At 71.1% G+C, this 24,816-nt stretch carries 20 protein-coding genes; 16 read left to right on the forward strand and 4 right to left on the reverse strand.

From position 1 onward, the window contains the following. The first annotated feature begins 147 nt into the window (after positions 1 to 147). Positions 148 to 330: a PspC domain-containing protein gene (locus tag HF576_RS11335; protein WP_168912933.1), complete on the forward strand. Its 183-nt coding sequence runs from the start codon at positions 148 to 150 to the stop codon at positions 328 to 330. Positions 331 to 346: 16 nt separating this feature from the next. Here the strand turns inward: HF576_RS11335 and HF576_RS11340 are convergent, their stop codons facing one another. Beyond that, entirely contained in the window at positions 347 to 835 is a 489-nt protein-coding gene (locus HF576_RS11340; RefSeq protein WP_168912934.1) for a hypothetical protein, read from the reverse strand. A 111-nt stretch (positions 836 to 946) separates the two neighbouring features. On the opposite strand from HF576_RS11340, the gene HF576_RS11345 reads away from it, so the two are divergent. The 11 genes from HF576_RS11345 (at position 947) to HF576_RS11395 (ending at position 16,689) form a co-directional block, all read left to right on the forward strand. After that, positions 947 to 5,761: an ATP-dependent helicase gene (locus HF576_RS11345; protein ID WP_168912935.1), complete on the forward strand. Its 4,815-nt coding sequence runs from the start codon at positions 947 to 949 to the stop codon at positions 5,759 to 5,761. A 110-nt stretch (positions 5,762 to 5,871) separates the two neighbouring features. Next, a complete protein-coding gene (locus tag HF576_RS11350) occupies positions 5,872 to 6,660 on the forward strand; it encodes an Fpg/Nei family DNA glycosylase (RefSeq protein WP_168912936.1) in 789 nt (262 codons plus the stop codon). A gap of 325 nt (positions 6,661 to 6,985) precedes the next feature. Continuing rightward, positions 6,986 to 8,173, forward strand: coding sequence for an ABC transporter ATP-binding protein (locus HF576_RS11355; RefSeq protein WP_168912937.1), 1,188 nt, complete (start codon positions 6,986 to 6,988; stop codon positions 8,171 to 8,173). A gap of 110 nt (positions 8,174 to 8,283) precedes the next feature. Continuing rightward, positions 8,284 to 9,468: an ABC transporter substrate-binding protein gene (locus HF576_RS11360; RefSeq protein ID WP_168912938.1), complete on the forward strand. Its 1,185-nt coding sequence runs from the start codon at positions 8,284 to 8,286 to the stop codon at positions 9,466 to 9,468. Next, positions 9,461 to 10,399: an ABC transporter permease subunit gene (locus tag HF576_RS11365; RefSeq protein WP_168912939.1), complete on the forward strand. Its 939-nt coding sequence runs from the start codon at positions 9,461 to 9,463 to the stop codon at positions 10,397 to 10,399. Before HF576_RS11360 ends, HF576_RS11365 begins: the two co-directional genes overlap by 8 nt. Beyond that, the gene (locus tag HF576_RS11370) at positions 10,396 to 11,337 is read left to right on the forward strand and encodes an ABC transporter permease (protein ID WP_168912940.1); all 942 of its coding nucleotides are present in this window, start codon (positions 10,396 to 10,398) and stop codon (positions 11,335 to 11,337) included. The genes HF576_RS11365 and HF576_RS11370 overlap by 4 nt, the downstream gene beginning before the upstream one ends. Before the next feature lie 47 nt (positions 11,338 to 11,384). Further along, entirely contained in the window at positions 11,385 to 13,040 is a 1,656-nt protein-coding gene (locus tag HF576_RS11375; protein WP_168912941.1) for an amidohydrolase, read from the forward strand. A 145-nt stretch (positions 13,041 to 13,185) separates the two neighbouring features. Then, positions 13,186 to 13,743 (forward strand): isochorismatase family protein, encoded by a 558-nt coding sequence (locus tag HF576_RS11380; protein WP_168912942.1) that lies wholly within the window; start codon positions 13,186 to 13,188, stop codon positions 13,741 to 13,743. 111 nt (positions 13,744 to 13,854) lie between these two features. Continuing rightward, positions 13,855 to 15,285: an FAD-dependent oxidoreductase gene (locus tag HF576_RS11385; RefSeq protein ID WP_168912943.1), complete on the forward strand. Its 1,431-nt coding sequence runs from the start codon at positions 13,855 to 13,857 to the stop codon at positions 15,283 to 15,285. After that, entirely contained in the window at positions 15,282 to 15,611 is a 330-nt protein-coding gene (locus tag HF576_RS11390; RefSeq protein ID WP_343234247.1) for a cupin domain-containing protein, read from the forward strand. The genes HF576_RS11385 and HF576_RS11390 overlap by 4 nt, the downstream gene beginning before the upstream one ends. A 37-nt stretch (positions 15,612 to 15,648) precedes the next feature. After that, complete coding sequence (locus tag HF576_RS11395) at positions 15,649 to 16,689, forward strand: zinc-binding dehydrogenase (protein ID WP_168912944.1); 1,041 nt, start codon at positions 15,649 to 15,651, stop codon at positions 16,687 to 16,689. A gap of 12 nt (positions 16,690 to 16,701) precedes the next feature. Here the strand turns inward: HF576_RS11395 and HF576_RS11400 are convergent, their stop codons facing one another. Beyond that, on the reverse strand, positions 16,702 to 18,363 hold the full coding sequence (locus HF576_RS11400) for a PucR family transcriptional regulator (protein WP_343234248.1): 1,662 nt from the start codon (positions 18,361 to 18,363) through the stop codon (positions 16,702 to 16,704). An 88-nt stretch (positions 18,364 to 18,451) separates the two neighbouring features. Here HF576_RS11400 and HF576_RS11405 point away from each other — a divergent pair, with 88 nt between their 5' ends. The 3 genes from HF576_RS11405 to HF576_RS11415 all read left to right on the forward strand — a co-directional run bounded on the left by HF576_RS11405 (position 18,452) and on the right by HF576_RS11415 (position 21,630). After that, positions 18,452 to 19,864, forward strand: a complete 1,413-nt coding sequence (locus HF576_RS11405; RefSeq protein WP_168912945.1) for an aspartate aminotransferase family protein — start codon at positions 18,452 to 18,454, stop codon at positions 19,862 to 19,864. Positions 19,865 to 20,024: 160 nt separating this feature from the next. Then, positions 20,025 to 20,432, forward strand: coding sequence for a transferase (locus HF576_RS11410; RefSeq protein WP_168912946.1), 408 nt, complete (start codon positions 20,025 to 20,027; stop codon positions 20,430 to 20,432). Positions 20,433 to 20,934: 502 nt separating this feature from the next. After that, the gene (locus HF576_RS11415; protein ID WP_168912947.1) at positions 20,935 to 21,630 is read left to right on the forward strand and encodes a thermonuclease family protein; all 696 of its coding nucleotides are present in this window, start codon (positions 20,935 to 20,937) and stop codon (positions 21,628 to 21,630) included. A gap of 1 nt (position 21,631) precedes the next feature. Here the strand turns inward: HF576_RS11415 and HF576_RS11420 are convergent, their stop codons facing one another. Continuing rightward, positions 21,632 to 22,030: a DUF1304 domain-containing protein gene (locus tag HF576_RS11420; RefSeq protein WP_168912948.1), complete on the reverse strand. Its 399-nt coding sequence runs from the start codon at positions 22,028 to 22,030 to the stop codon at positions 21,632 to 21,634. A 35-nt stretch (positions 22,031 to 22,065) separates the two neighbouring features. Between HF576_RS11420 and HF576_RS11425 the strand changes: the two genes are divergently transcribed. Continuing rightward, positions 22,066 to 22,833: a LysR substrate-binding domain-containing protein gene (locus HF576_RS11425; RefSeq protein WP_168912949.1), complete on the forward strand. Its 768-nt coding sequence runs from the start codon at positions 22,066 to 22,068 to the stop codon at positions 22,831 to 22,833. A 226-nt stretch (positions 22,834 to 23,059) separates the two neighbouring features. On the opposite strand, the gene HF576_RS11430 is transcribed toward HF576_RS11425, so the two are convergent. Continuing rightward, positions 23,060 to 24,733: a CHAT domain-containing protein gene (locus tag HF576_RS11430; protein WP_240948867.1), complete on the reverse strand. Its 1,674-nt coding sequence runs from the start codon at positions 24,731 to 24,733 to the stop codon at positions 23,060 to 23,062. Positions 24,734 to 24,816 lie beyond the last annotated feature (83 nt).

Below are 24,816 nucleotides of genomic sequence, written 5' to 3' on the forward strand. Positions count from 1 at the left end.
CAGCGGCGAGTGGAGGGGCCGTGGGGACGCCGCGCGGCGGCCGTGGGGACCGTCGGGCCACCCGTGCCTCTCGGATGCCGCTGCCCCCGCGCGGTCTCGGGGGCCTTCCCCCGTGCGCCCGAGGCCGCCGGGCGGGAGGATGGATGCATGAACCAACTCGTACGGCCCCAGCGGGGCAGGTGGATCGCGGGCGTATGCCTGGCGGTCGCCAACAGATTCGGCTGGAGCGTCGCGCTCGTCCGCATCCTCGCGATCGTCGCGGTGGTGTTCTTCGGGCTGTCGCTGTGGGCCTACATCCTGCTGTGGATCGTGGTCCCGCCCGAGCGCTGAGCGCGGTCGGACGCGGTCACGGGTTCTTGGGCTCCTTGGTCTTGCCCGGTGCACTTCCGCTTCGACCCGGGGCGTCGGGCTCAACGGCCGCCGGCGGCGACTGGATCTGACTCGGCGCGGGGGCGGGCTCGATGACGGGCTCGCTCGCGCCCGGCTCGACGCGACCGTCGTCGGGCGCGGCATCCGTCGTCTCCTCGCCCGCATCCACGGTCGGGGGCGGGGAGCGCGTCAGGGTGGGAGCGGGACTCGGCGTCGATCGCATCTCGGTTGCCGGCGCGGCGGGGAGCGGGGACGGCGACTGCTGGGCCGCCGCGAAGATCGTCGTCACGACGACGACGAGCGACAGGCCGAGCGCACCGACGAGGGCTCCGAGCGCGAACGTCTGCACGCGGCGCGAGCGCATACGGATGAGGACTGCGTCGAAAGGGGCGGCGAGGCGGGCAGGCCCGGCGGTATCGGTGAGCGGCGTCGGCGTCTCCGACCCGCTCGAGGACATCGGCTCCATGACGCTCCTCGGGGGCGACCGTGTGCGGGGGGACACACGCGAGGCGAGTTTACGGGACGGGCTTCCCGCAGTCTCTGGCCCCATGTCGGAGATCGCGACGAAGATGGAGGGGTGAGCGACGTCCTCGAGCGGTTCGGTCCTGCCACGCAGGACTGGTTCCGCGGCGCCTTCGCCGCTCCGACGAGCGCGCAGATCGGCGCGTGGGAGGCGATCTCGGCCGGCAAGCACGCGCTCGTGGTCGCCCCGACCGGGTCGGGCAAGACCCTGTCGGCGTTCCTGTGGGCGATCGACCGCGTCTTCCACGAGAAGGCGGTGGCGCCGGCTGCGTCTCCGAGAAGCCGGGCTCGCGGCGCGACGCCGCCCTCGGCGACCCGGATCCTCTACATCTCGCCGCTCAAAGCCCTCGGCGTCGACGTCGAGCGCAACCTGCGCTCGCCCCTGGTGGGCATCGGCCAGTCCGCCCGGCGCCTCGGCGTGACGGTGCCCGAGGTGACCGTCGGCGTCCGGTCCGGCGACACCACCTCGAGCGACCGCCGCAAGCTGGTCACAGCACCGCCCGACATCCTCATCACGACGCCGGAGTCGCTGTACCTCATGCTGACGAGCCAGGCCGGCGAGACCCTGCGCGATGTGCACACGGTGATCGTCGACGAGGTCCACGCCGTCGCAGCCACCAAGCGCGGGGCGCACCTCGCGGTCAGCCTCGAGCGGCTGGACGCACTCCGGCGCTCGTTCTCGCCCGAGGCGGCGCCCGCGCAGCGCATCGGCCTGTCGGCGACGGTGCGCCCCATCGACGAGGTGGCGCGGTTCCTCGGCGGGGCGGAGCCGGTCGAGATCGTGGCGCCGCGGGCGAGCAAGGCGTTCGACATGAAGGTCGTCGTGCCGATCGACGACATGCTGAACCCGCCGCCCCCGCCCAGCGCGTGGACGAGCGCGGACGGCGACGCGGATGCCTCGGCCGAGGCCGTCGACGAGGACTGGTTCGCCGACGGCTCCGGGGGCCCACGCGCGAGCGGTGCGGGTGAGACCGAGATGACCGGGTCGGTGTGGCCGCACGTCGAAGAGGCCATCGTCGACCGCATCCTGCAGCATCGATCGACCATCGTCTTCTGCAACTCGCGTCGACTCGCCGAGCGGCTCACCGGCCGGCTGAACGAGATCTACTCCGAGCGCCTCGGCCTGGATCTGCCCGACGCCACTGTGCCCGCGGCCATGATGGCCCAGGCCGGTGCGACGGCGGGTGCAGAACCGGTGCTGGCCAAAGCGCACCACGGCTCGGTCTCGAAGGAGCAGCGCTCCCAGGTGGAGGAAGAGCTCAAATCGGGCATCCTGCGGTGCGTGGTCGCGACGTCGAGCCTCGAGCTCGGCATCGACATGGGTGCGGTCGATCTCGTGATCCAGGTCGAGGCACCGCCGAGCGCCGCATCGGGCCTGCAGCGCATCGGACGCGCCGGACACCAGGTCGGCGAGGTCAGCCGGGCCGCGCTCTTCCCGAAGCACCGCGGCGATGTGCTGCACACCGCCATCGTCACCGAGCGCATGCTCGCCGGGCAGATCGAGGCCATCGCGGTTCCCCAGAACCCGCTCGACATCCTCGCCCAGCACACCGTGGCCGCGGCCTCCATCGCTCCGGTCGACGTCGAGGACTGGTACGACACGCTCAAGCGCAGTGCGCCGTTCCGGTCGCTGCCGCGGTCGGCGTACGAGGCCACGCTCGACCTGCTCGCGGGCAGGTTCCCGTCGGACGAGTTCGCCGAGCTGCGCCCGCGGGTGGTGTGGGACCGCGACCTCGGTGTGCTCACGGGCCGCCCCGGGGCGCAGCGCATCGCCGTCACCAGCGGCGGGACCATCCCGGACCGCGGCCTGTTCGGCGTCTTCGTGGCGGGCGAGTCGCAGAACGCCCGCGTCGGCGAGCTCGACGAAGAGATGGTCTACGAGTCGCGCGTGAACGACGTCTTCACACTCGGCACGACCAGCTGGCGCATCGTCGAGATCACGCACGATCGGGTCAACGTTCTGCCGGCTTTCGGGCAGCCCGGAAAGGTGCCGTTCTGGCACGGCGACGGGATCGGCAGGCCGGCAGAGCTCGGCGAGGCGCTCGGCAAGTTCTCGCGTGAGGTGTCCACGGCGGCACCCGAGAAGGCCGAGTCTCGCCTGCGCGACGCGGGGCTCGACGACAATGCGCAGGGCAACCTGCTCGCCTACCTCGCGGAGCAGCGCGAGGCGACCGGCACGCTGCCGACCGACCGACAGCTCACCGTCGAACGCGGGCGCGACGAGGTCGGCGACTGGCGCGTGATTCTCCATTCCCCGTACGGCATGCAGGTGCATGCGCCGTGGGCGCTGGCCGTCAACGCCCGCATCCGCGAACGGCTCGGCGTCGAGGGGTCGGCGGTCGCGAGCGATGACGGCATCATCGCGCGGATTCCGGATGCCACGGCCGAGCCGCCGGGCGCGGAGCTGTTCGTCTTCGACCCCGACGAGCTCGAGCAGATCGTCACGGAGGAGGTCGGCGGCTCCGCCCTCTTCGCGTCGCGGTTCCGTGAGTGCGCCGCCCGCGCGCTCCTCATGCCCCGGCGGAATCCCGGCAAACGCACGCCGCTGTGGCAGCAGCGGCAGCGATCGGCGCAGCTGCTCGAGGTCGCACGGCGCTACCCCACCTTCCCGATCATCCTCGAGACCCTGCGCGAGGTGCTCCAGGACGTGTACGACGTGCCGTCGCTGCTGCGCATCGCCCGCAGCATCGGGGACCGTCGCATCCGGCTGGTCGAGACCGAGCCCGCGCAGCCGTCGCCGTTCGCGCGCGACCTGCTCTTCGGATATGTCGGCGCGTTCATGTACGAGGGGGACTCACCTCTCGCGGAGCGCCGGGCCGCTGCCCTCTCCGTCGACCCGGCGCTGCTGAGCGAGCTTCTCGGCAAGGTCGAGATGCGTGAACTGCTCGACCCCGCCGTCATCGCGCAGTTCGAGCGCGAGGTCCAGCGCCTCGACCCCGAGCGCCGCGTCCGCGGCGTCGAGGGCGTCGCCGATCTGCTGCGACTCCTCGGCCCGCTCGATGCGGCCGAGGTCGCCGCACGGCTGGACCCCCCGGTCGACGGGGCCGAGCACGCCACCGAGGCGGAGGCGACCGCTCTGCTCGAGGAACTCGTCACGGCGCGTCGGGCCGTCCCCGTGACGATCGCCGGCCAGGCGCGCGTGGCCGCGATCGAGGACTCCGGGCGACTCCGCGACGGACTCGGGGTCGCACTCCCCGTGGGCATTCCCACGGCGTTCCTCGAGCCCCTCGCCGATCCGCTCGGCGACCTCGTGGCGCGGTTCGCCCGCACCCATGGACCGTTCACAGCGGATGCCGCGGCGGATCGCCTGGGCATCGGCGTGGCCGTCGCTCGTCATACCCTGCAGCGCCTCGAGTCGCAGGGCCGCGTGAGCAGCGGCTACTACCTTCCTGAAGGGTCGGCTCCGCCGACCGGCTCCGCGTCTCTCCTCGGGCCCCCCGAGGCCTCGGCCGACACACGCGCCGGCTCGGACGATCTCGAGTGGTGCGACGCCGAGGTGCTGCGGCGGCTGCGGATGCGGTCGCTCGCGGCGATCCGCGGCAGCGTCGAGCCGGTCCCGCCCGACGCGTACGCGCGCTTCCTCCCCGTGTGGCAGCACGCGACCCGACCGCTCGAAGGCATCGACGGGGTCGCCGCCGTCGTCGAGCAGCTCGCGGGCGTGCCGATCCCCGCCAGTGCGTGGGAGTCGCTGATCCTGCCCGCACGCGTGGCCGACTACACCTCCAGCATGCTCGACGAGCTCACCGCGACCGGCGAGGTGGTGTGGTCGGGGCACGGGAGCCTGCCCGGCCGGGACGGCTGGATCGCGCTGCATCCCGCCGACGCCCTGCCGCTCACGCTCGCTCCGCCCGACGAGGCGGACGAGCCCGCGCCGGGATCGCTCGACGCGCAGGTGCTCGCCGTGCTCGACGGTGCTGGCTCAGGCGGCGGCGCCTTCTTCGCCGCACAGTTGCGGCAGCTCACCGGCGCCGAGAACGAGCAGTCGGTGATCGAGGCGCTGTGGCGCCTCACGTGGGCCGGGCGCGTGACCAACGACACGTTCGCCCCGGTCCGCACGCTCGTTTCGGGAGGGTCGCAGGCGCACCGGGTCAGCCGGCGCGCGCCGCGGGCCCGGATGTACCGGGGAGCAGCCACGCGAGCGGTCGCGGCATCCGTCCCCCCACGTCCGCCCTCGATCGGGGGCCGGTGGTCGATGCTTCCCTCCCCCGAGCCGGACGCGGCGCTGCGAGCCACGGCGACGGCGAGCCTGCTGCTCGATCGGTACGGTGTCGTCACCCGCGGCGCGGTGCAGGCCGAAGGCGTGCCGGGCGGTTTCGCGCAGACATACCGCGTGCTCGCGGGCTTCGAAGAGGCCGGTCACTGCCGACGCGGCTACGTCATCGAGAAGCTCGGCGCGGCGCAGTTCGCGGCATCCGCGACCGTCGACAGGCTGCGCGAATTCGCCGCCGTGGCCGACCCGCCGCCGCTGCGGGCCGTCGCCCTCGCCGCCACCGACCCCGCGAACGCCTACGGTGCCGCGCTGGCCTGGCCGCCCCTCGAGGGCATCGGGCATCGGCCCGGCCGCAAGGCGGGGGCGCTCGTGGTGCTCGTCGACGGTGCGCTGACGCTGTACCTCGAGCGCGGCGGCAAGTCGGCCCTCGCGTTCACCGACGCCGAGCCGGTGCTCGAGGCCGCAGCCCGCGAACTCGTCGCGACGGCGCGGACGCGTCGGCTCGACACTCTGACGATCGAACAGGTCAACGGCGCGTTCGTATACGGCACAGCGGTCGGTCGGTCGCTGCGGGATGCGGGATTCGTGGAGTCGCCCCGCGGTCTCACGCTCCGCCGGTTGACGGCCGGCGACGCGCTCCGCCAGGGCGCGCGTGCCTGAAACCATGCAGAGAATCGGAGAACATCGGCGGCCCGCCGCGCGCCACGCGGCCCCGCCGGCGTGTCGCGCAGAACCTCCGATTCTGCGCCCGCGAGGGCTGGAGCGGATCTGTGCCTGAGGGAGACAGTGTCTACCGTGCCGCGCTGAAGCTCGACCGGGCGCTCCACGGGGCCACGGTGACCCGGTTCGAGCTGCGCGTGCCGCAGGCAGCGACGATCGATCTGCGCGGCCAGATCGTGCACGAGGTCGTGCCGCGCGGAAAGCACATCCTGCATCGCATCGGCGCGTACACGCTGCACTCGCATCTGAAGATGGAGGGCGAGTGGCACGTCTACCGGCGCGGCGAGCGCTGGCGGGCTCGGGCGTTCAAGGCGCGGGCGGTGATCGGCGCGACGGCGCCCGACGGCACGGAGTGGGAGACCGTCGGCTTCGACCTGGCCGACATCGCCGTCGTTCCCACCACGGACGAAGACACCCTCGTCGGGTACCTCGGCCCCGATCCGCTCGCCGACTCGTGGGACGCGGCCGAGGCGGCGCGGCGGCTCGCCGCAGATCCTCGCCCCGTCCATGTCGCGCTCCAGGATCAGCGCAACATCGCCGGATTCGGCAACGAATACGTCAACGAGATCCTCTTCGTGCGCGGGGTGCTGCCCACGACGCCTGCATCGCAGACGGATGCCGCGGCCCTCGTCGACGTCGGTGCGCGCATGATCCGCGCCAACCGTGACCGCCCCGGTCGCACCTTCACCGGCGACAGCCGGCCCGGCCGGTCGACGTGGGTGTACCGTCGCGAGGGAAGGCCGTGCCGCCGGTGCGGCACAGCCATCCGGGGCGGGTCGCTCGGTGCCGATCCGACCCGCGAGCGCATCGTGTTCTGGTGTCCGGACTGCCAGCGCTGACCTGAACGCCGCGCCTGTACAGCCGCAGGCGCACGAGCCTGCCGGACCCGAAGGAGGGCAAGGTGAACGGGGCAACGGACGATCTGTCGCAGCTGGCCGCGGCATCCGCTGCCGGTCGTCGTGTCCAGCCCGAAACGCCGCGGTTTCCTGACCGTTACACAACTCCGGACGATCTGTCGGCGGGCCCCAGTGCAGGCCGCGGATCGTCCGGTTCGCCTCGCGCCGCATTGCGGCGCCGGCCCCGCGCGCTATTGAATACCTCACACATTCGACCCGATCGCGCACCGTCGCGCGACGGTGACCAGGAGGACCCCACGAGGTGACGATGTCCACAGGCACGGCGACCGACGCGGAGAGCGCTCCGACCATCAGCTCCGGCTCGAGCGAGGGCGAGGATCAGCGCGGCGGCGTGGTGCTGTCGGGGATCACCAAGCTCTACGGGGACCAGGCGGCCGTCGACGATCTGTCTCTCACGATCCAGCCAGGCGAGTTCATCTCACTGCTCGGGCCTTCGGGATGCGGCAAGACGACGACGCTGCGCATGATCGCCGGTTTCGAGCAGCCGGATGCCGGAGACATCCGCATCTCGGGTCGCCCGGTACGCGGCATCCCGCCCTATCGCCGTGACGTCAACACGGTGTTCCAGGCGTACGCGCTGTTCCCGCATCTGTCGGTCGCCGAGAACGTGGCGTACGGACTGCAGCAGCGCCGCACGCCCAAATCCGAGGTGCGCGACCGCGTGACGCAGGCGCTCGACCTGGTGCAGATGCGGCGATTCGGCGACCGCAAGCCCACCCAGCTCTCGGGCGGTCAGCAGCAGCGCATCGCGCTGGCCCGCGCACTCGTGAACCGCCCGGCCGTGCTGCTGCTCGACGAGCCCCTCGGCGCGCTGGACCGCCAGCTGCGGGAAGAGATGCAGCTCGAGGTGAAGCTGCTGCAGTCGCGTCTGGGAATCACGTTCGTCTTCGTGACGCACGATCAGGGCGAGGCGCTGTCGATGAGCGACCGGATCGCGATCATGCGCGCGGGCCGCATCGAGCAGCTCGCCGACGCCGACACCGTGTACGCACGTCCTGCGTCGGCGTACGTCGCCGCCTTCGTCGGCCAGCAGAACTTCTTCCGCGGCGCCGTGGCCGAGGCGGGCGCGGCGATCACGTCGCCGCACGCGCTGGTGCGTGCTGCCGCACCGGTGCTGACGACCACGAACCTCGGCGAGGCGGCGGTACGGCCGGAGTACATCCGGATCGACAAGGATGACCCGTCGGCACCCCCCGGCGAGGCGAACACGACCCGCGGCGACCTGATCGGCATCTCGCACCTCGGCGACACCATGCAGTACCTCGTGCGCCTGGGCGACGACCAGAGTCTCATCGTGCGCCGACCGACACCGGACGCCCCGGTGCTCGAAGTGGGCGACGCCGTGGTGTGCAGCTGGGCCGCCCACCATGTGCTGCTCTTCCCCGCCGACGACGCCGCGCAGGAGGGCGGTTACGTCCCCCCGCCCACACTGTGAGCGAGCGGATGCCGCGGCTCGCGGCATCCGGATCCCTGCTTCATCCACCGAACCGCATCGACCACCGTCACCCGCCTCACCGGCTCCCGACCCGAACCCAGGAGACACCGATGACCCACTCCCGCAGCCCTCTTCGCATCCTCGCCTCCGAGGCCGCCGCGCCGGTGATCCTCCGCGAACTGTCGCGTCGGCGCTTCCTCAGCCTCGCGGCACTCGCCGGTGGCGCGACCGTTCTGGCAGCCTGCTCGCCGGGCGGCGGAGGGTCGCCCGCGCCGCAGGCGACCGGCGGCGACCTCGAGGGCAACCTCTCGATCTACACGTGGGGCGACTACGACTCCCCCGACGTCGTCTCGGCGTTCACCGCCGACCTCGGGCCGAAGGTCACGCTCGACTCGTATTCGTCGAACGAGGAGCTCATCGCCAAGCTGGTCGCCGCGAAGGGCACCTCCGGCTACGACATCGTCGTGCCGACGGGCGTCTTCATCCCGCAGATGATCGAGAACGGCCTCCTGACGAAGTTCAACAAGGACCTGCTGCCCAACCTGTCCAACATGGACCCGGCCTACCTCGGCCGCGCGTGGGACCCCGATAACGACTACTCCGTGTGCAAGGCGTGGGGCACCACCGGCTTCGTCTACGACAAGAACGTCATCACCCGGGAGCTCGCGACGTGGGGCGACTTCTTCGACGCCGCGCAGAATGAGGCCAGCGGAAGCACGTCGATGTCGGATGATCCCGCCGGCATCATCGGCGCCTACTTCTGGGCGAACGACATGGACTGGAACACCGAGGACCCCGACGAGCTCGAGGCGTGCCGCCAGTTCCTGGTGGAGACGATCGCCCCGCACATCTCGGCCTTCGACTCGTACCCCGGCACGAACGCCATCCCCCAGGGCACGCAGACGCTCATGCAGTCGTGGAACGGCGACGCGCGCCTCGGGCTCATGGAGTCCAGTGAGCCCGAGCGCTGGCAGTGGGTGCTGCCCGGCCCGCAGACCGAGCTGTGGATGGACAACTGGGCGATCGCCGAGGGCGCGCCGCATCCCGAGGCCGCGCACGCGTTCATCAACTTCTCGATGACGCCCGAGAACCTCTACCTGAACCTCGACTACATCGGCTACAACGTCGGCGGCAAAGACATGGAGGGCGCCGCCGCCGACGCGGGCCTGGCGCTGCCCGAGCTCATCTTCTTCACGCCCGAGCAGCTCGAGACGATGCACGAGCAGGAGCTCAACGATTCGCAGACCGTGCGCGTGGAGATCTGGAACGAGATGAAGGCCGCCGCTGGTGCGTAACCGCTCGGCCGGGGCCGCGCTCGCGATTCCCGCGTGGGCGTGGCTCCTCCTGTTCTTCGTCGCCCCCGTGGCGATGGTGGTGTGGTTCAGCTTCGGCTACAAGCCCGGAGTGTTCGGCACGCACGCGAACGACATCCTGTCGTTCGACAGGTACGTCGAGGCGTTCTCGCCGACGTTCTTCTCGACGTTCCAGAACACGCTGTGGGTCGGCATCATCGGCACGGTGCTGTGCTTCCTCATCGGCGCTCCGGTGGCGTACTGGATGGCGTTCAAGGTGAAGCCGCAGCGCCGGGGCATCCTCATCGCGCTCGTGCTCGTGCCGTTCTGGACCAACTTCCTGGTCCGCACGATCGGCTGGCAGGTGATCATGGCGCCCGAGGGCTGGCTGTCGTCGCTGCTGCAGGGCATCGGCGTGCTCGACGGACCGCTCGACCTGCTCTACACGCGGACCGCGGTCGTCATCGGCGTGGTCTACAACTACCTGCCGCTCATGATCCTGCCGCTGTTCGTCGCGTTCGACCGCGTCGGCCCCGCCCTCCGCGAGGCGTCGAAAGACCTCGGTGCAGGCAAGCTCGCGACCTTCTTCCGCGTCACGCTGCCGCTGTCACGGCCGGGCATCATCGCCGGCGTGCTCCTGGTGTTCATCCCGCTGATGGGCGACTACATCACCGCCACCGTCCTCGGTGGCGCCAAGGGCAACATGGTGGGCCAGCTCGTCGCGAGCCAGTTCCAGACCGCCCAGAACTGGGCCCTGGGTTCTGCGATGGCGGTGCTCCTGATGCTCGTCATCATGCTGACGATCGGCGTCGCCGCGGCGCTGATCTGGCTCGTGACACTGCCGTTCCGTGCGCAGAATCGCCTCGTGCTCGGGCCTGCGGTTCCCGCGAAGACGGATGCCCCCGCCACGACCCCTGCGGAGGTGACCTCATGACTCCCCCCGAAGCCATGACGCAGACCGAGACGATCCTGCGCGCACGCCCGACTGCCACGGGTCCTTCGGGAGCCGGTGGCGCGCCCCGCCGGGGCCGCGCCCATCGGTCGTGGTCGGACGTCGCGTTCACGGTCTGGGGCGTCCTGGTGATGCTCTTCCTGTTCCTGCCGATCATCGTGATCGTCATCTACTCGTTCAACACGGGACGCCTGCTGGTCTCGTGGGACGGGTTCGGCTTCGACGCCTTCCGCACGATCATCGAGAAGCCCGCCATCCAGAACGCCGTGCGCGTCTCGATGATCACCGCCTTCATCGCGGCGATCATCGCGACCGTGCTGGGCACGCTCGCCGGCATCGCGATGGCTCGGTACCCCGGCAAGTGGGTGTGGTGGTTCCTCAGCCTGCTGCTGCTGGTCTCGGTCACGCCTGAGATCGTCGACGCCGTCGCGCTCCTGCCCTTCTTCGTCCTGCTCGGACAGGATTTCGGCGTCGGCATGTTCAACGACGGCATCGTGCGCCTGTCGGTCGGCTCGTCGCTGTTCGCGACGGCGGTGGTCTCGTACATCGTGCGGGCGCGACTGGTGGGTCAGGACGCCAACCTCGAAGAGGCATCCGCCGATCTGTACGCCAAGCCGATCACGACGTTCCGGCGGATCACGCTGGCTCTCGCGATGCCCGCCGTGCTGGCCGGGTTCCTGCTCGCCTTCACCCTGAGCCTCGACAACACGATCGTGGCAGCGTTCGTACAGGTGTCGGGCACGACACCGTGGCCGGTGTACGTGCTGTCAGCGGTGCGGTCCGGCCTGCGCCCCGAGATCGCCGCCGTGTCGACGATCATGCTGCTGCTGACGCTCGTGGCGCTGGCGCTCGTGGCCCTCGTGCTCAAGCGCGCCGGCGACTCCGCGACCCAGATCGCCCGCACGATGACCGGCGGCTGAGCCGCGGCATCCGTCCCCTCCGTCCCCGTCCGGGCGAAAGGAAAGCCATGCCCCACGCCGACCTCGTCTTCACCGGCGGCCCCGTCTTCACCGCGAACACCGTGCGCTCCCGTGCGCGGTCGGTCGCCGTCAAGGACGGGCGGATCGTCGCGGTCGGCGGCGATGAGATCGGCGACCTCGTCGGGCCGTCGACCGAGATCGTCGACGTGCACGGACGGATGCTGATCCCGGGCTTCCAAGACGCTCATGTTCACCCGGTGTGGGGTGGGCTGGACATGCTGCGGTGCGACCTCGCCGAGCTCGCGACGGCGCCGGAGTACCTCGACGCGATCGGCCGGTACGTCGCCGAGCGCCCCGCTGAGGAGTGGATCCTCGGCGGCGGCTGGCAGATGTCGGCGTTCCCCGGCGGCACGCCGACCGCAGAGGCCCTGGATGCCGTGACGGGAGACCGCCCGGCGTTCTTCCCGAACCGCGATGGGCACGGCGCATGGGTCAACTCCGCGGCCCTCCGGCGGGCGGGGATCGATCGGCACACCCCCGACCCCGCCGACGGCCGCATCGAGCGCGACGCGGACGGCCGGCCGTCGGGGACGCTGCACGAGGGCGCGATGGCGCTGGTGAACCGCCTGCTCCCCGAAGAGCCGCTCGAGCGGCTGACCGAGGCCCTGCTCGTCGGTCAGCGCTACCTGCACTCCTTCGGCATCACGGCCTGGCAGGACGCGATCGTCGGGTCGTACGGGGATGCCGGAGACCCGGGCCCCGCATACCTGGCGGCCGCCGCCGACGGGCGTCTGACGGCGCGCGTCGTGGGCGCGATCTGGTGGGACCGCACCGCCGGGCTCGAGCAGATCCCGTCGATCCTCGAGCGCCGCGAGCGGTACCGAGGCGGGCGTTTCGCCGCGACATCCGTCAAGGTCATGCAGGACGGCGTCGCCGAGAACTTCACCGCGTCGATGCTGGAGCCGTACTGCGACGGGCATGGGCACTTCACCGACAACTCGGGCATCTCGTTCGTCGCGCCCGAGACCTTGAACGAGGCAGTGCCGATCCTCGACGCCGAGGGATTCCAGGTGCACTTCCACGCGATCGGCGACCGCGCGGTGCGCGAGTGCCTCGATGCGGTCGAGCAGGCGATCGCGCGCAACGGCCGTCGCGACAACCGCCACCACATCGCCCATATCCAGGTCGTGCATCCCGAAGACATCGCACGCTTCCGCGAGCTCGGCGTCGCCGCGAACATGCAGTCGCTGTGGGCCACGTACGAGCCGCAGATGGTCGATCTCACCCTCCCCTTCCTGGGCGAACCGCGCAGTGCGTGGCAGTACCCCTTCGGCGACCTGCTGCGCGCGGGTGCGGTGCTCGCCGCCGGGAGCGACTGGTCGGTGTCGACGCCCGACCCCATGGCCGCGATCCACACCGCGGTCAACCGCAAGGCCGCGCCGGGGCACGAGGAGGGCGAATACGATGCGTTCCTGCCCGAGCAGGCGATCGATCTCGCGACGTCGCTCACGGCGTACACGGCGGGCTCGGCGTGGGTGAATCACCTCGACGACACCACCGGCACGATCGAAGTGGGCAAGCTCGCCGACCTCGCACTGCTCGACCGCGACCCGTTCGCCGGACCCGCAGACCAGATCGGGGCGACGCGCGTGCTGCAGACCTTCGTCGAGGGCGAGCGCGTCTACGCCGCCCCCGACGCCTGACCCGGTCCCGCGACGTCGACGCCCGATCCTCCGGCGCCTGACGGCGATCTTCTCCGGTTTCAAGTCGCGCACTTTGCAACCTGGACGCCGGCCAACGTGCAAAGTGCGCAATTCGAAAGCCGTGGTGCGGTCCTAGGCTGGTGCGGTGACCCGGCTGCTGCTCCTCATCGACATCCAGCGCGACTACTTCCCCGGCGGGCGCCAACCGCTGGTGGGGACGGATGCCGCGGCCGACGCCGCCGCTGGGCTGCTGGCCGGATTCCGCACCGCGGGCGAGAAGGTCGTGCACGTGCAGCACGTGTGGGATGCCCCGGACGCCGCGTTCTTCGCGCCCGGAACGCCCGGCGTCGAGTTCGACTCCCGCGTCGCACCGGACGGCGAGGAGCAGGTCATCGTCAAGCACCGCCCGAACGCATTCCTCGGCACGGGCCTGGAGGCCCTGCTGCGCGCCGCCGACCCGGACGAGCTCGTGGTCGCCGGGATGATGTCGAGCATGTGCGTGGACGCGACGGTGCGCGCGGCATCCGATCTGGGCTTCTCGGTGGCGGTCGCCCAAGATGCGTGCGCCGCGCCCGACCTCGAGTTCGCCGGTGCCACCGTGCCCGGCGCGCAGGTGCATGCGGCCTTCATGGCCGCCCTGGACGGCAGCTACGCCCGCGTCACCGACGTCGACGCTCTGCGGCCCGACGCCGGCGCGCGCTGAGCCGCCCGACAGCCTGTCCGGCGATCACGGCAACTTCCGACACCGACCGGATGCCACCGCCCCGCGCCGCGCGCGAGGATGGAGCAAACCATCGCATCGGAGTTGATACCCGTGGGCACGACCGTCTTCGAACGACAGCGGCCGGCAGCATCCGTCGTCCATCGATCCCTCGCAGAGGCCAGGCACTCGGTGTTCTGGCGCGACGACCTTCCCGCGGGCCTGCTCCCCGACCGGCCGCCGCTGGTCGGTACGCACCGGGCCGATCTGGTCGTCGTCGGCGGCGGGTACACCGGCCTGTGGACGGCGCTGCTCGCGACGGAACGCGACCCCGGCGCGAAGATCGTGATCGTCGAGGCCCAGCGTGTCGGCTGGGCGGCCTCGGGCCGCAACGGCGGGTTCTGCGAAGCCAGCCTCACGCATGGCCATGAGAACGGGATGGCGCGGTGGCCTGCCGAGATGCCGGTGCTCGAACGACTCGGCAGGGAGAACCTCGACGCCATCGAGGCGGCCGAGGCCCGCTACGGCATGGACTTCCATTTCGAACGCACCGGGCAGCTCTCGCCCGCGCTCGAGCCGCACCAAGTGCAGTGGCTGAAGGACTGGGCGGCCGAGGGTGAAGAGGGCGTGGTCTATCTCGACGAGGCCGAGGTGCAGGCATCCGTCGCCTCGCCTACGTACCTCGCGGCCGTGTGGGAGCAGCGCACGTGCGGCCTGCTGCACCCCGCACGCCTGGCCGCCGAGCTCGCGCGGGTCTGCGAAGAGCGTGGCGTCGAGATCTTCGAGCGCTCGCATGTCACGGGGCTCGACTCCTCCGGCCCGGGCGTCGTCGTCGTCACCGATGCCGGCCGCGTCGAGGCATCCCGCGCCGTGCTCGCGACCAACGTCTTCCCGTCGCTCCTCAAGCGGAACCGGCTCATGACGGTGCCGGTGTACGACTACGTGCTGATGACCGAACCGCTCACGACAGAGCAGACGGCGAGCATCGGCTGGCGTGACCGCCAGGGCATCGGCGACATGGCCAACCAGTTCCACTACTACCGGCTGACCGCCGACAACCGCATCCTCTTCGGCGGCTACGACGCGATCTACCACTACGGTCGCGCGGTACGTCCTGAGTACGAGCACCGTCCGGTCACGTGGGAGAAGCTGGCCGGGCACTTCTTCACCACGTTCCCGCAGCTGGAGGGGCTGCGGTTCACCCACAAGTGGGCCGGCGCGATCGACACGTCGACGCAGTTCACGGCCTTCTTCGGCACCGCCCGCGAGCGCCGCGTCGCCTATGCCGCCGGCTTCACCGGGCTCGGCGTCGGGTCGACCCGCTTCGCCGGCGAGGTCATGCTCGACCTGCTCGACGGCATCTCGAACGAGCGCACCGGGCTCGAGATGGTGCGCAAGCGCCCACTGCCGTTCCCACCTGAGCCGGCCGCCGCGATCGGCATCAACGCCACGCGCTGGTCGCTCGACCGCGCCGACCACAGCGAGGGCCGGCGCAACCTGCTGCTGAAGACGCTCGACGCACTCGGATTGGGTTTCGACTCGTGAACCCCGGCACGGTGACGGATGCCGCGGGCCTGGCGCCCGCAATGACGCCGCTGCCTGCCGGCCAGGTCGTTGCCGGCTCGCCCGCGACGGGTCTGGTGGAACTGACCGACACGATCGGAGTATGGGACCACACGCCCGGCACGTCGACCGACGTCGAGGCGGACGAGGTCTTCGTCGTGCTGTCGGGCTCGGCGACGGTGTCGTTCGAGGAGCCGGCCCTGCCTGCGATCGAACTGCGTCCTGGTTCGATCGTGCGGCTGACGGCAGGGATGCGCACGGTGTGGACGGTGCGCGAGACGCTGCGCAAGGTCTACATCGCCGGCTGACCGGTGACGGCAGGGAGCCGGATGAGAGGATGTCGCGGTGCGAGCCGTTGTCTACGACACCATCCGCGGGACCCCTGAGGTTCGCGACGTTCCGGTTCCGGCCGCACCGGGCGGTGGGGTCGTCGTGCGAGTGCACGCGACGGGACTGTGCCGCAGCGACTGGCACGCATGGGCCGGCCACGACGACATCGCGCTCCCGCATGTGCCAGGGCATGAACTCGCGGGCGTGGTCGCCGAGGTCGGCGCGGGGGTCGAGCGCTGGGCGGTCGGTGATCGCGTGACCGTTCCGTTCGTGTGCGGATGCGGGACATGCGAGTGGTGTCTGCGTGCCGAGGCACAGGTGTGCCCGGACCAGCAGCAGCCCGGCTTCACGCACTGGGGTTCGTTCGCCCAGTACGTCGTGCTGCATGCGGCCGACACGAACCTCGTCGCGCTTCCGGAGTCGGTGAGCTTCGAGGCGGCGGCCGGCCTCGGCTGCCGCTTCGCCACCGCCTACCGTGCGCTCGTCGGCCGTGCTCGGGTCGCGCCGGGCGAATGGGTGGCGGTCGTGGGCGCCGGAGGCGTGGGACTCAGCGCCGTCATGATCGCGACGGCGCTCGGAGCGCGTGTCGTCGCGGTCGACCGGAACCCGGCAGCCCTCGATGTCGCCCGGTCGCTCGGAGCCGATCACGTCGTCGAGGCGGATGGCCGTGACATCCCCGCGGCCGTCCACGAGCTCACGGGCGGTGGCGCACACGTCGCGGTCGACGCGGTCGGCAGCGAGCAGACGTGTGCCGACGCGATCCACAGCCTCCGCCGCCGCGGCCGGCACGTGCAGATCGGGCTGCTGCCCCCGGTCGAGGGGCACCCGCGCGTTCCGATGGCCCGCGTGATCGCGTGGGAGCTCGATCTGGTCGGCAGCCACGGCATGGCCGCCGTCGACTATCCCGGCATGCTCGCGCTCATCGAGAACGGCATCCTCCGGCCTGACCGCCTCATCGAGCGCGTGGTCGATCTCGAGGGGGCCGCGCGGATGCTTCCCACGTTCGACCAGGCGAGCCCGGCGGGCATGACGCTGATCGACCCGCAGCGCGGCTGACGCGGTCGCCGGTCAGCGCCCGGCGGATCGGCGAACGAGCAGCGCGAGGTGCAGCGCGGTCTGGGTCTCGCCGTCGTCGAGGTCGAGCCCGAGCAGCTCCTCGATGAGCGCGATGCGCTGGTAGAACACCGAGCGCGACAGATGGGATGCCGAGGCCGCCGCCGTGCGATTGCCCGGGTGAGACAGCATGGCCTCGAGCACGTCGAGCAAGTCGCCGGAACGGCTGAGGTCGTGCGCGATGAGTGGTGCCAGCATGCGTTCGCCGTGCTCGAGCACGCGATGGTCGTCACGCAGCGCGGTCACCAGCGGGACCAGGGGGCGGTTCTCGGCGCGGCGCAGGTGCGGACCACGACCGGCGCGGCGCCGGCGCCCGCGGGCGAGGTCGACGGCCTCATGCAGAGAGGCGAGTGCGGAGTCGAGTCCGTCCGCGCCGCGTCCGATCGACACCGTCGCACGATCGATGTCGGCGGGATCGACGACCGCCCGGGCGAAGGCGCGGACGGCGTCGTCGTCGAAGACGGCGCCTGCCGGCAGCGAGAGCAGCATGGCCGACGCCGGAGCGGCCACCCCATCCGGGGCCGAGCCTGCCAGGACGCGTCCGCGCAGCGCGCGGGCCGCGGCATCCGCTCGCTCCGACGCCACGGTCGCGCCCGACACGACCATCCCGAACAGTCGCGCGTCGCGCAGCGGCAGTCCCGCGGCCTCGAGTCGCGCGCCCGCACCGCCGATCCCCGCGAACCTCCCGGCGAGCAGCCCGTCGACCAGTCGCCGTCGCCCGATGCGCGCCCACTCGTCCGCCTCGCCGTCGGCGAGCCGCCCCACCGCGAGCGCGATCGCGCCCTGCTCGAGCACAGCGGTGCGTCCGGCGGGATGCTCCGGGCCGGGCAGCGCGACGAGATTCCCCCAGCGGATGCCGCGTGCCTCGACCGGCACGATGAGCCAGTCCTCGCTGCCGGCCGCGGTGCCGCGCTCGCGGCGGTACTCTGCGCGCCGGTGCGCCGACCGCGATCGCAGCTCCCACTCGGTGAAGAGCTCCTCCTCCATCGCGAGCGGCACCTCGGCGGCCACGACCTCGTAGGCGAGGTTCTCGAGCACGACCGGTGCGCCGAGCGTCTGCGCGAGCTGGTGAACGATGAAATCGGCCGGCGATCCGCGCAGCACGAGGGCGGTGAACCGCTCACGCACCTCGTCGCGGGCCCGTAGCGCGTCGGTCTGACCGCGGATGATGCGGTTGTGCACGGCCTCCGTGAGAGTGACGAACTTCACCTCGCGGTGCAGCACGACCAGCGCCAGCCCGCGCTCGCGGGCGGCCTCGACGACGACGGCGGGCACGTAGCGGTAGTGGGTGCCGAGCTCGAGGACGAGACCGGACGCTCCGGCGTCCGCGAGCTCGTCGATGAAGCGCCGCAGGTCGGCGGGTTCGGCGGGCCACGACGACCCGGTCGACAGCAGCAGCTCGCCGCCGTCCAGAAGCCGTGCGACGCCGGCGCTGTCGGACACGTGCAGCCAGCGCACGCGCGCGTCAAGCGATTCGTCGCCGACGAGCACCTCCGGAACACCGTTCGCGACCGCCTCGAGAGCGATCACCTCCCGCACGGTGGGGAGCGTTTCATCGGCCGACAGATCGGCCGGACGATCCGTTTGGATCGCCCGATCTTCGCGACGGTCGACCACCGTTACCGCCTCTGCTGCTCTGACACACTGGGACGCGTTCAGCCTATGCGATCGCCGCACGATCTGTCCGGAAGCCGTCAGGAGCCCCATGAGCATCGCCGCCCCCGCCGCCGATTCCGTCGAGGCGGACGGCGACACGCTCACGCGCATCCAGCCCGACCCCGAGACCGATGCACGGGTGCGCGCCGACGACCGCGGCCACGTCTTCCACTCGTGGAGTGCGCAGGCGCTCATCGACCCGCTGCCGGTCGCGGCGGGCCAGGGCGCGACGTTCTGGGACTATGCGGGCAACGCCTACCTCGACTTCAGCTCGCAGCTGGTGAACCTCAACCTGGGGCACCAGCATCCGGATCTCGTCCAGGCGATCCAGAGGCAGGCGGGGCGTCTCGCGACCATCCAGCCGTCGATGGCGAACGATGTGCGCGGCGAGCTCGCCCGCCGCATCGCCGAGGTGGCGGGGGACGGGTTCGAGAAGGTGTTCTTCACCAACGGGGGTGCCGACGCGAACGAGAACGCTGTGCGCATGGCTCGCCTGGTGACAGGGCGTCGCAAGGTGCTGTCGATGTACCGCAGCTACCACGGCAACACGTCGACGGCGATCGCGCTGACGGGCGACCCGCGCCGCTGGCCCAACGAGCCGGCCGACGGCTCGGTGGCGAGGTTCTTCGGGCCCTACCCGTACCGCTCCCCGTTCCATTCATCGAGCATCGAGGAAGAGACCCAGCGCGCCCTGGCGCACCTGGAGCAGACGATCGTGCTCGAGGGGGCCTCGACGATCGCCGCCATCGTGATCGAGACGATCGTCGGCACCAACGGGGTGCTCGTGCCGCCGCCCGGGTATCTCGCCGGCGTGCGCGAGCTGTGCGACCGCTTCGGCATCGTGTTCATCGCCGACGAGGTCATGGTCGGATTCGGCCGCGTGGGCGAGTGGTTCGCATTCCAGGCCTTCGATGTCGAGCCCGATCTCATCACCTTCGCGAAGGGCGTGAACTCGGGCTACGTGCCCCTGGGCGGTGTCGTCATCAGCGACCGGATCGCCGCGCACTTCGACACCGTCGCCTTCCCCGGCGGCCTCACCTACTCCGGACATCCGCTGGCGTGCGCGGCGGGCGTCGCGACGTTCGAAGTCTTCGAACGCGACGGCATCCTCGAGCGGGTGCGAGACCTCGGCTCCCGCGTCGTCGAGCCTCGCCTGCGCGAGATCGCGACGCGGCATCCGTCCGTCGGCGACGTGCGCGGCATGGGGCTGTTCTGGGCGATCGAACTGGTGAAGGATGCCGGCACCCGCGAGCCCCTCGTGCCGTTCAATGCCGGCGGCACCGATGCCGCGCCGGTGACCGCGGTCGCTGCGGCTTGCAAGCGAGACGGCGTGTGGCCGTTCACCCACTTCCACCGGATGCACATCGCGCCGCCCCTGGTGATCTCCGAGGACGACCTCGTGCGTGGGCTGGACGTCATCGACCGGGCCCTCTCGATCGCCGACGAGCACGCCGCCCGCTGACGCGATTCGAGCGGCCGCCGCCGCACGCAATCCGCCGGCTACCTCTCCTCCGAACAAGATGCAACCCCGTTCCTCGAATCGATCCGATGCGCGGGAATGAAATAACCGGCACGGAGGTTGTTTCTTTACTCGGCACAGAACAGTGCCGCAGGAGGGGACAGTGGGCAAGAACTACGTCGACATCGAGAACGACCGAGGCGAGATGCTGCGCTATCGCAAGCACGTCAACGGCCGCGGCCTGGTTGCGCATGGAGCGAAGGTGCACCCGAGCGCCATCGTCGAAGCGGGGGCGTATGTCGAACCGGGCGTTCAGATCGCCGCGGGCGCGCATGTCGGCCGCGGCGTGTGGGTGGAGTCGGATGCCGTGATCGGCCCGGACGCCGAGATCGCGCCCCACGCCCACATCGGTCCGCGCGCCGCCATCGGCCCGCGCGCGAAGATCGGCGTGCGCACCCAGGTCGGCAGTGAAGCCCGCGTCGCGGGTGGCTCGCTCATCGGCGACGACGAGACGATCGCCGACGGCGAGCGCGTCGCGACCGACCGCCGGGGCTTGCGGCTCGCCGCCTGAGCCGGCACGCCCGGTCGCGGCATCCCGCCCCGCCACTCTGCGAAAACACCCATCGGTCACGCGACACGCCGGGCCGACGCCACCTGCTCCGGCGTGTCGCCACGGCGGACTGGTGTTTTCGCACACGACGGTGACGGACGGGCTCCGGCAGCCAGGGCGCCGGGGCGCGGCATCCCGCCCCGCCGCCCTGCGGAAACACCCATCGGTGACGCGACACGCCGGGTCGATGCCACCTGCTCCGGCGTGTCGCCGTGACGGACTGGTGTTTTCGCACACGACGGTGACGAATGGGGCTCTGGCAACCGGCACGCCCGGTCGCGGCATCCCGCCCCGCCGCCCTGCGAAAACACCCATCGGTGCCGCGACACGCCGGGCCGACGCCACCTGCTCCGGCGTGTCGCCGCGACCGACTCGTGTTTTCGCACACGACGGTGACGGATGGGGCCCCGCAGCCTGTGGAGAACGGGCCGGGCGGCGGGGTTGATCTGGCTAGCCTGGCGCGGTGAAAGACGACTTCGGCACCCGCCGTCCGCGCCGGCGGCGCGACCTGGAGCTGCTGCTCGTGGTGGTGGCCGGTGTCGTGGTCTTCGTCGTCGCGATGGTGTGGCGCGGAACGTCGGGACTCGACGACGGGACGTGGGGCTTCGACGTCGGGCGACGGGGCATCAGCGTCGACCTGGATCGCCGGCTGAACGAGATGCTGCCCACGCCGACACCGCAGAAGACCGAGGAGCGTGACCCGCCGACCACCGGCATCCCGTCTCGCCCGTCCGACGCCTTCCCGCTCACGGTCACCTATGTCTACGACGGCGACACGATCGAGGCGCGGGTGCACAGCGCGAATGGCGTCGTCACGAGCGAGAGCCCGATCCGCATCCGTCTCATCGGCGTCGACACGCCCGAAGGCACGCCGTCACCCGAGTGCTGGGCCGACGAGGCGCGCACGCACCTGGCACAGCTGCTGCCAGAGGGCTCGACGGTCTGGGCGGCACCTGATGTCGACACGTGGGACGACTACGACCGGCGACTCTTCTATCTGTGGACCGACGACGGCCGGTTCGTCAACCACGAGCTCGTCGCCGCGGGTGACGCCGAGGCGATGCGGGTGTGGCCCAACGTCGAGCATGAGCAGCTGCTGGCCGACGCACACGCGCAGGCGGAGGCATCCGGAACCGGCCGCTGGGGCGCGTGCGACTGACTCAGGCGAACAGAACCAGCACGAACCCGATGAGCGGCAGCGTGCCCTGGATGAGGGCCGGGCGCAGGTACTTCATGCCGGTGGTCAGCAGCACCAGCGCCGCTGCCACCATCGAGCCGAGGCTGAACAGCACCAGCGCCAATCCCGCCGCACGCAGACCGGCGTCGGCCAACCCTGCCAGGAACAGGACGATGCCGATCACCGTGCCGATCGCGAGGAAGAGGTTGTAGAAGCCCTGGTTGTAGGCCATCGGCTTGGTCGTCTCGGCGGCAGCCTGGTCGGCGACGCCGAACCGCCGCCAGATGCGCGGCTGCGTCCACTGCACGCTCTCCATGACGAAGATGTACACGTGCAGCAGAGCGGCGAGGGCGGCGAACACGGTGGCGAGGATCGCGAGCATGAGCGAACGATAGCGCCCCGGCTACCCTGAGGGATATGGCGAAGGGCAGGGCGGGCGGCGGCCGCGGCGGAAGACCGCGACGGGATGCCCCGACCCGCCGCACGGCGAAACCCAAGGGCTCGCCGCCAGCAGGCAAGGCCACGGCCGGCCGGCAGCAGCGCACGCCGAAGCCGTCGCCCGGCCCTGCGCCCGCCCCGCCTGGGTCGGAGCCGGCAGGTCCGTTCCGGCTCGGCGCGATCCCCGGGGCGACGCCCGGCAAGTGGATCGACACATGGCACGAACGGATGCCGCGCACGGCGCTCGAGCTCGTGGCCCTGGCAGTGGCCGACCAGCGTCGTGCCCTCGTCGAGGGCGAGGTCGATGCTGCGCTGGTGCGGCTGCCGATCGACAAGGACGGGCTCAACGTCATCCCGCTCTACGACGAGGTGCCGGTCGTGGTGTGCGCGCGCGACTCTCATCTGACCGTGGCGGAGGAGCTCGACGCGGCCGACCTCGACGGCGAGGTGCTGATCGTTCCGCTCGACGACGTGCTCGGTGTCGAGATTGCGGGGACCGTCCGGCCGGCGTTCGCCGCCCCGGCCGATACCGCCGAGGCGATCGCGACGGTCGCCGCGGGCGTCGGGATCGTCGTGGTGCCGATGTCGCTCGCGCGGCTGCACCAGCGCAAAGACACCGAATACCGGCCTCTCCACGGCGGCCCGGCATCGACGGTCGCTCTCGCGTGGGTGCCGGACCGAACGACAGCGGAGGTCGACAGCTTCGTCGGGATCGTGCGGGGCCGCACGGCGAACTCCTCCCGCTGAGCACCCACCCGGAGTGTGCGGGGGATGCCGCCGACCCGGGTCGTGCGGCATCCCCCGTGGAGTCCACTCGAGAGACCGTGCGCCCCAGACGCTCCCCGGGCGGGTCTCACGCTCCCAGCATCCGGCGCCCCCAGGTGCCGGACCGCGACGAGCGGCTCCGATCACCTGGAGTCGCGAGCCGCGGCGCTGATACATCGCCGGGGTGATTTCTTCGCGAACCGGGCTCTCAGAAGCCGGCGCCGTGCACTTGGAACGGGGCGACGATGCCGGTTCGCTCGGATGCCGCAGCCAGGGCTTCGGACGGTGATGAACCGGCCGCGAGACCCTCGTGCATCGCCCCGAGCAGTTCGCATGCGACATCGTCCGCGACGATGACGGGCGCCGCCACAACGCTGTGGGTGCCGGCATGCAGCCAGATGCGAGTCATCCCGATCGCCTCTTCGCCCCATCGCACCGACGAGCGGCCGACCTCGCATGCCGAGAGCACCACGGTCCCGGGTACCTTCTCGATCAGGTCTATGTCATAGCCGAAGAGCGTCCCGTCGAAGAGTTCGAGGCCCGAGAACATCGGGTTGTCCGCGGTGTGCCGTCCGTGAGCAGCGATGTGGAGCAGGTCGACGCGTGAAGCGAGCGCCGTCACCCGATCAACAGACGCGGACTCCGCGAGCAGGAGCGCAGCATTGGGCCACGCGGACGCCGCGACCCGGACCTCTTCGTCGCCTCGCGCGACTCGTGGCCCGACGGCGAATCCCGCAGCTTGGCCCGAAACACTGCTGCGTGCGCGCGCCTGGGACCAGCGGGTCGCCGAGACGGCGAGAGTGAACACCCTTCCCCGCATGGCAGGCAGCATGGCCCAAGGGATGGAGTTCAGCAGCCCCGGAATGGTGAGGACCAGCCGACGGTCGCCCGCGAGCTGGACTGCTCGCGCGAGCAGGGTCTCGGAGAGGGAGCGGAGTCGCTCCTCCAGCGTGCGACGCACGACTGCTTCCATCGGTGGAGTTCGTATCAGTGCCGCCATGTCGAGATCCGCGCGCAGCCCCGAGAGCAGTCCGCGCACGGACTCCGCAGAAGCCACGGGGATCACGGTCGTCATGCGGCCCGTGCAGACGAGGGCGACGAGGGCCGTTCCCGAATACACGTAGGCGATCAGCGCCGCATCGTCCGCGAGGTCGCCTCGAAGGCCCTCGAGGTCCAGACGTCGTTCCCCGTCACGAGCCAGTGTGGAGGACCACTGGCGCCCGCGTGCCTGCTCGCGCAACGCCGCGGCGCGTGGCGAGGAGAGCCAGTCCGCTCCGGGGTTCTCTGCGCGCAGAATGCGCAGTTCGGCGAGCTCGGCGGCGAGGTCGGGGTCGGGAGGCGGACGCAGTGGGACAACATGCTGGCTCAGATGTCGTGCGCGCTCGGACCACTCGAACAGCACGTCCGGCCGCCCCGAACGCACGGCCGCCTCGAGACCGGCGAAGATCAGGTTGGCGCCGTGCATCGCAACCGAGGTCTGCAGGTCGATGCTGCCGAACGAGCTCTGCCAGCTGCTGAGCATGTCCAGTCCGCGCGCCGCATGGCGCCGGGCCTCAGCCCCTCGACCTGCCGCGGCAGCGCGTGTCGATCGCAGTTCCGCGGCGAGTAACTGCACCTCCATCGGCGACGAGGCGGGCACGCGGATGCCCCGTCCGGCAGGTTCGCCACGTCGAGTCCGCGCCAGCGCTCCGGCGATCCGCAGGGCAGCGGCCTCGCCCGGAAACCCGTTCTTGTCGAGCGCGCTGCTCACGGCATCGACGTCGGCCTGTGCAGGAAGGCGACGGCTGCGGGAGGTGCCGGTGTAGGGCTCGACGCGCGCTCCGCCGAGCAGCGCTCTCAGACGAACCCCGTCGGAGCGCGCCGCCCAGGTGGCATTCTGCAATGCACGGAATCTTGCGGCGGCTGTGCGCGCGGTCTTCGCGGCGCGGCTGCTGTCGTGCGACAGTAGGGATCGAGCGAGGTGGA

Origin of the sequence: Microbacterium salsuginis (assembly GCF_012524205.1) — a bacterium.
Classification (GTDB): Bacteria; Actinomycetota; Actinomycetes; order Actinomycetales; family Microbacteriaceae; genus Microbacterium; species Microbacterium salsuginis.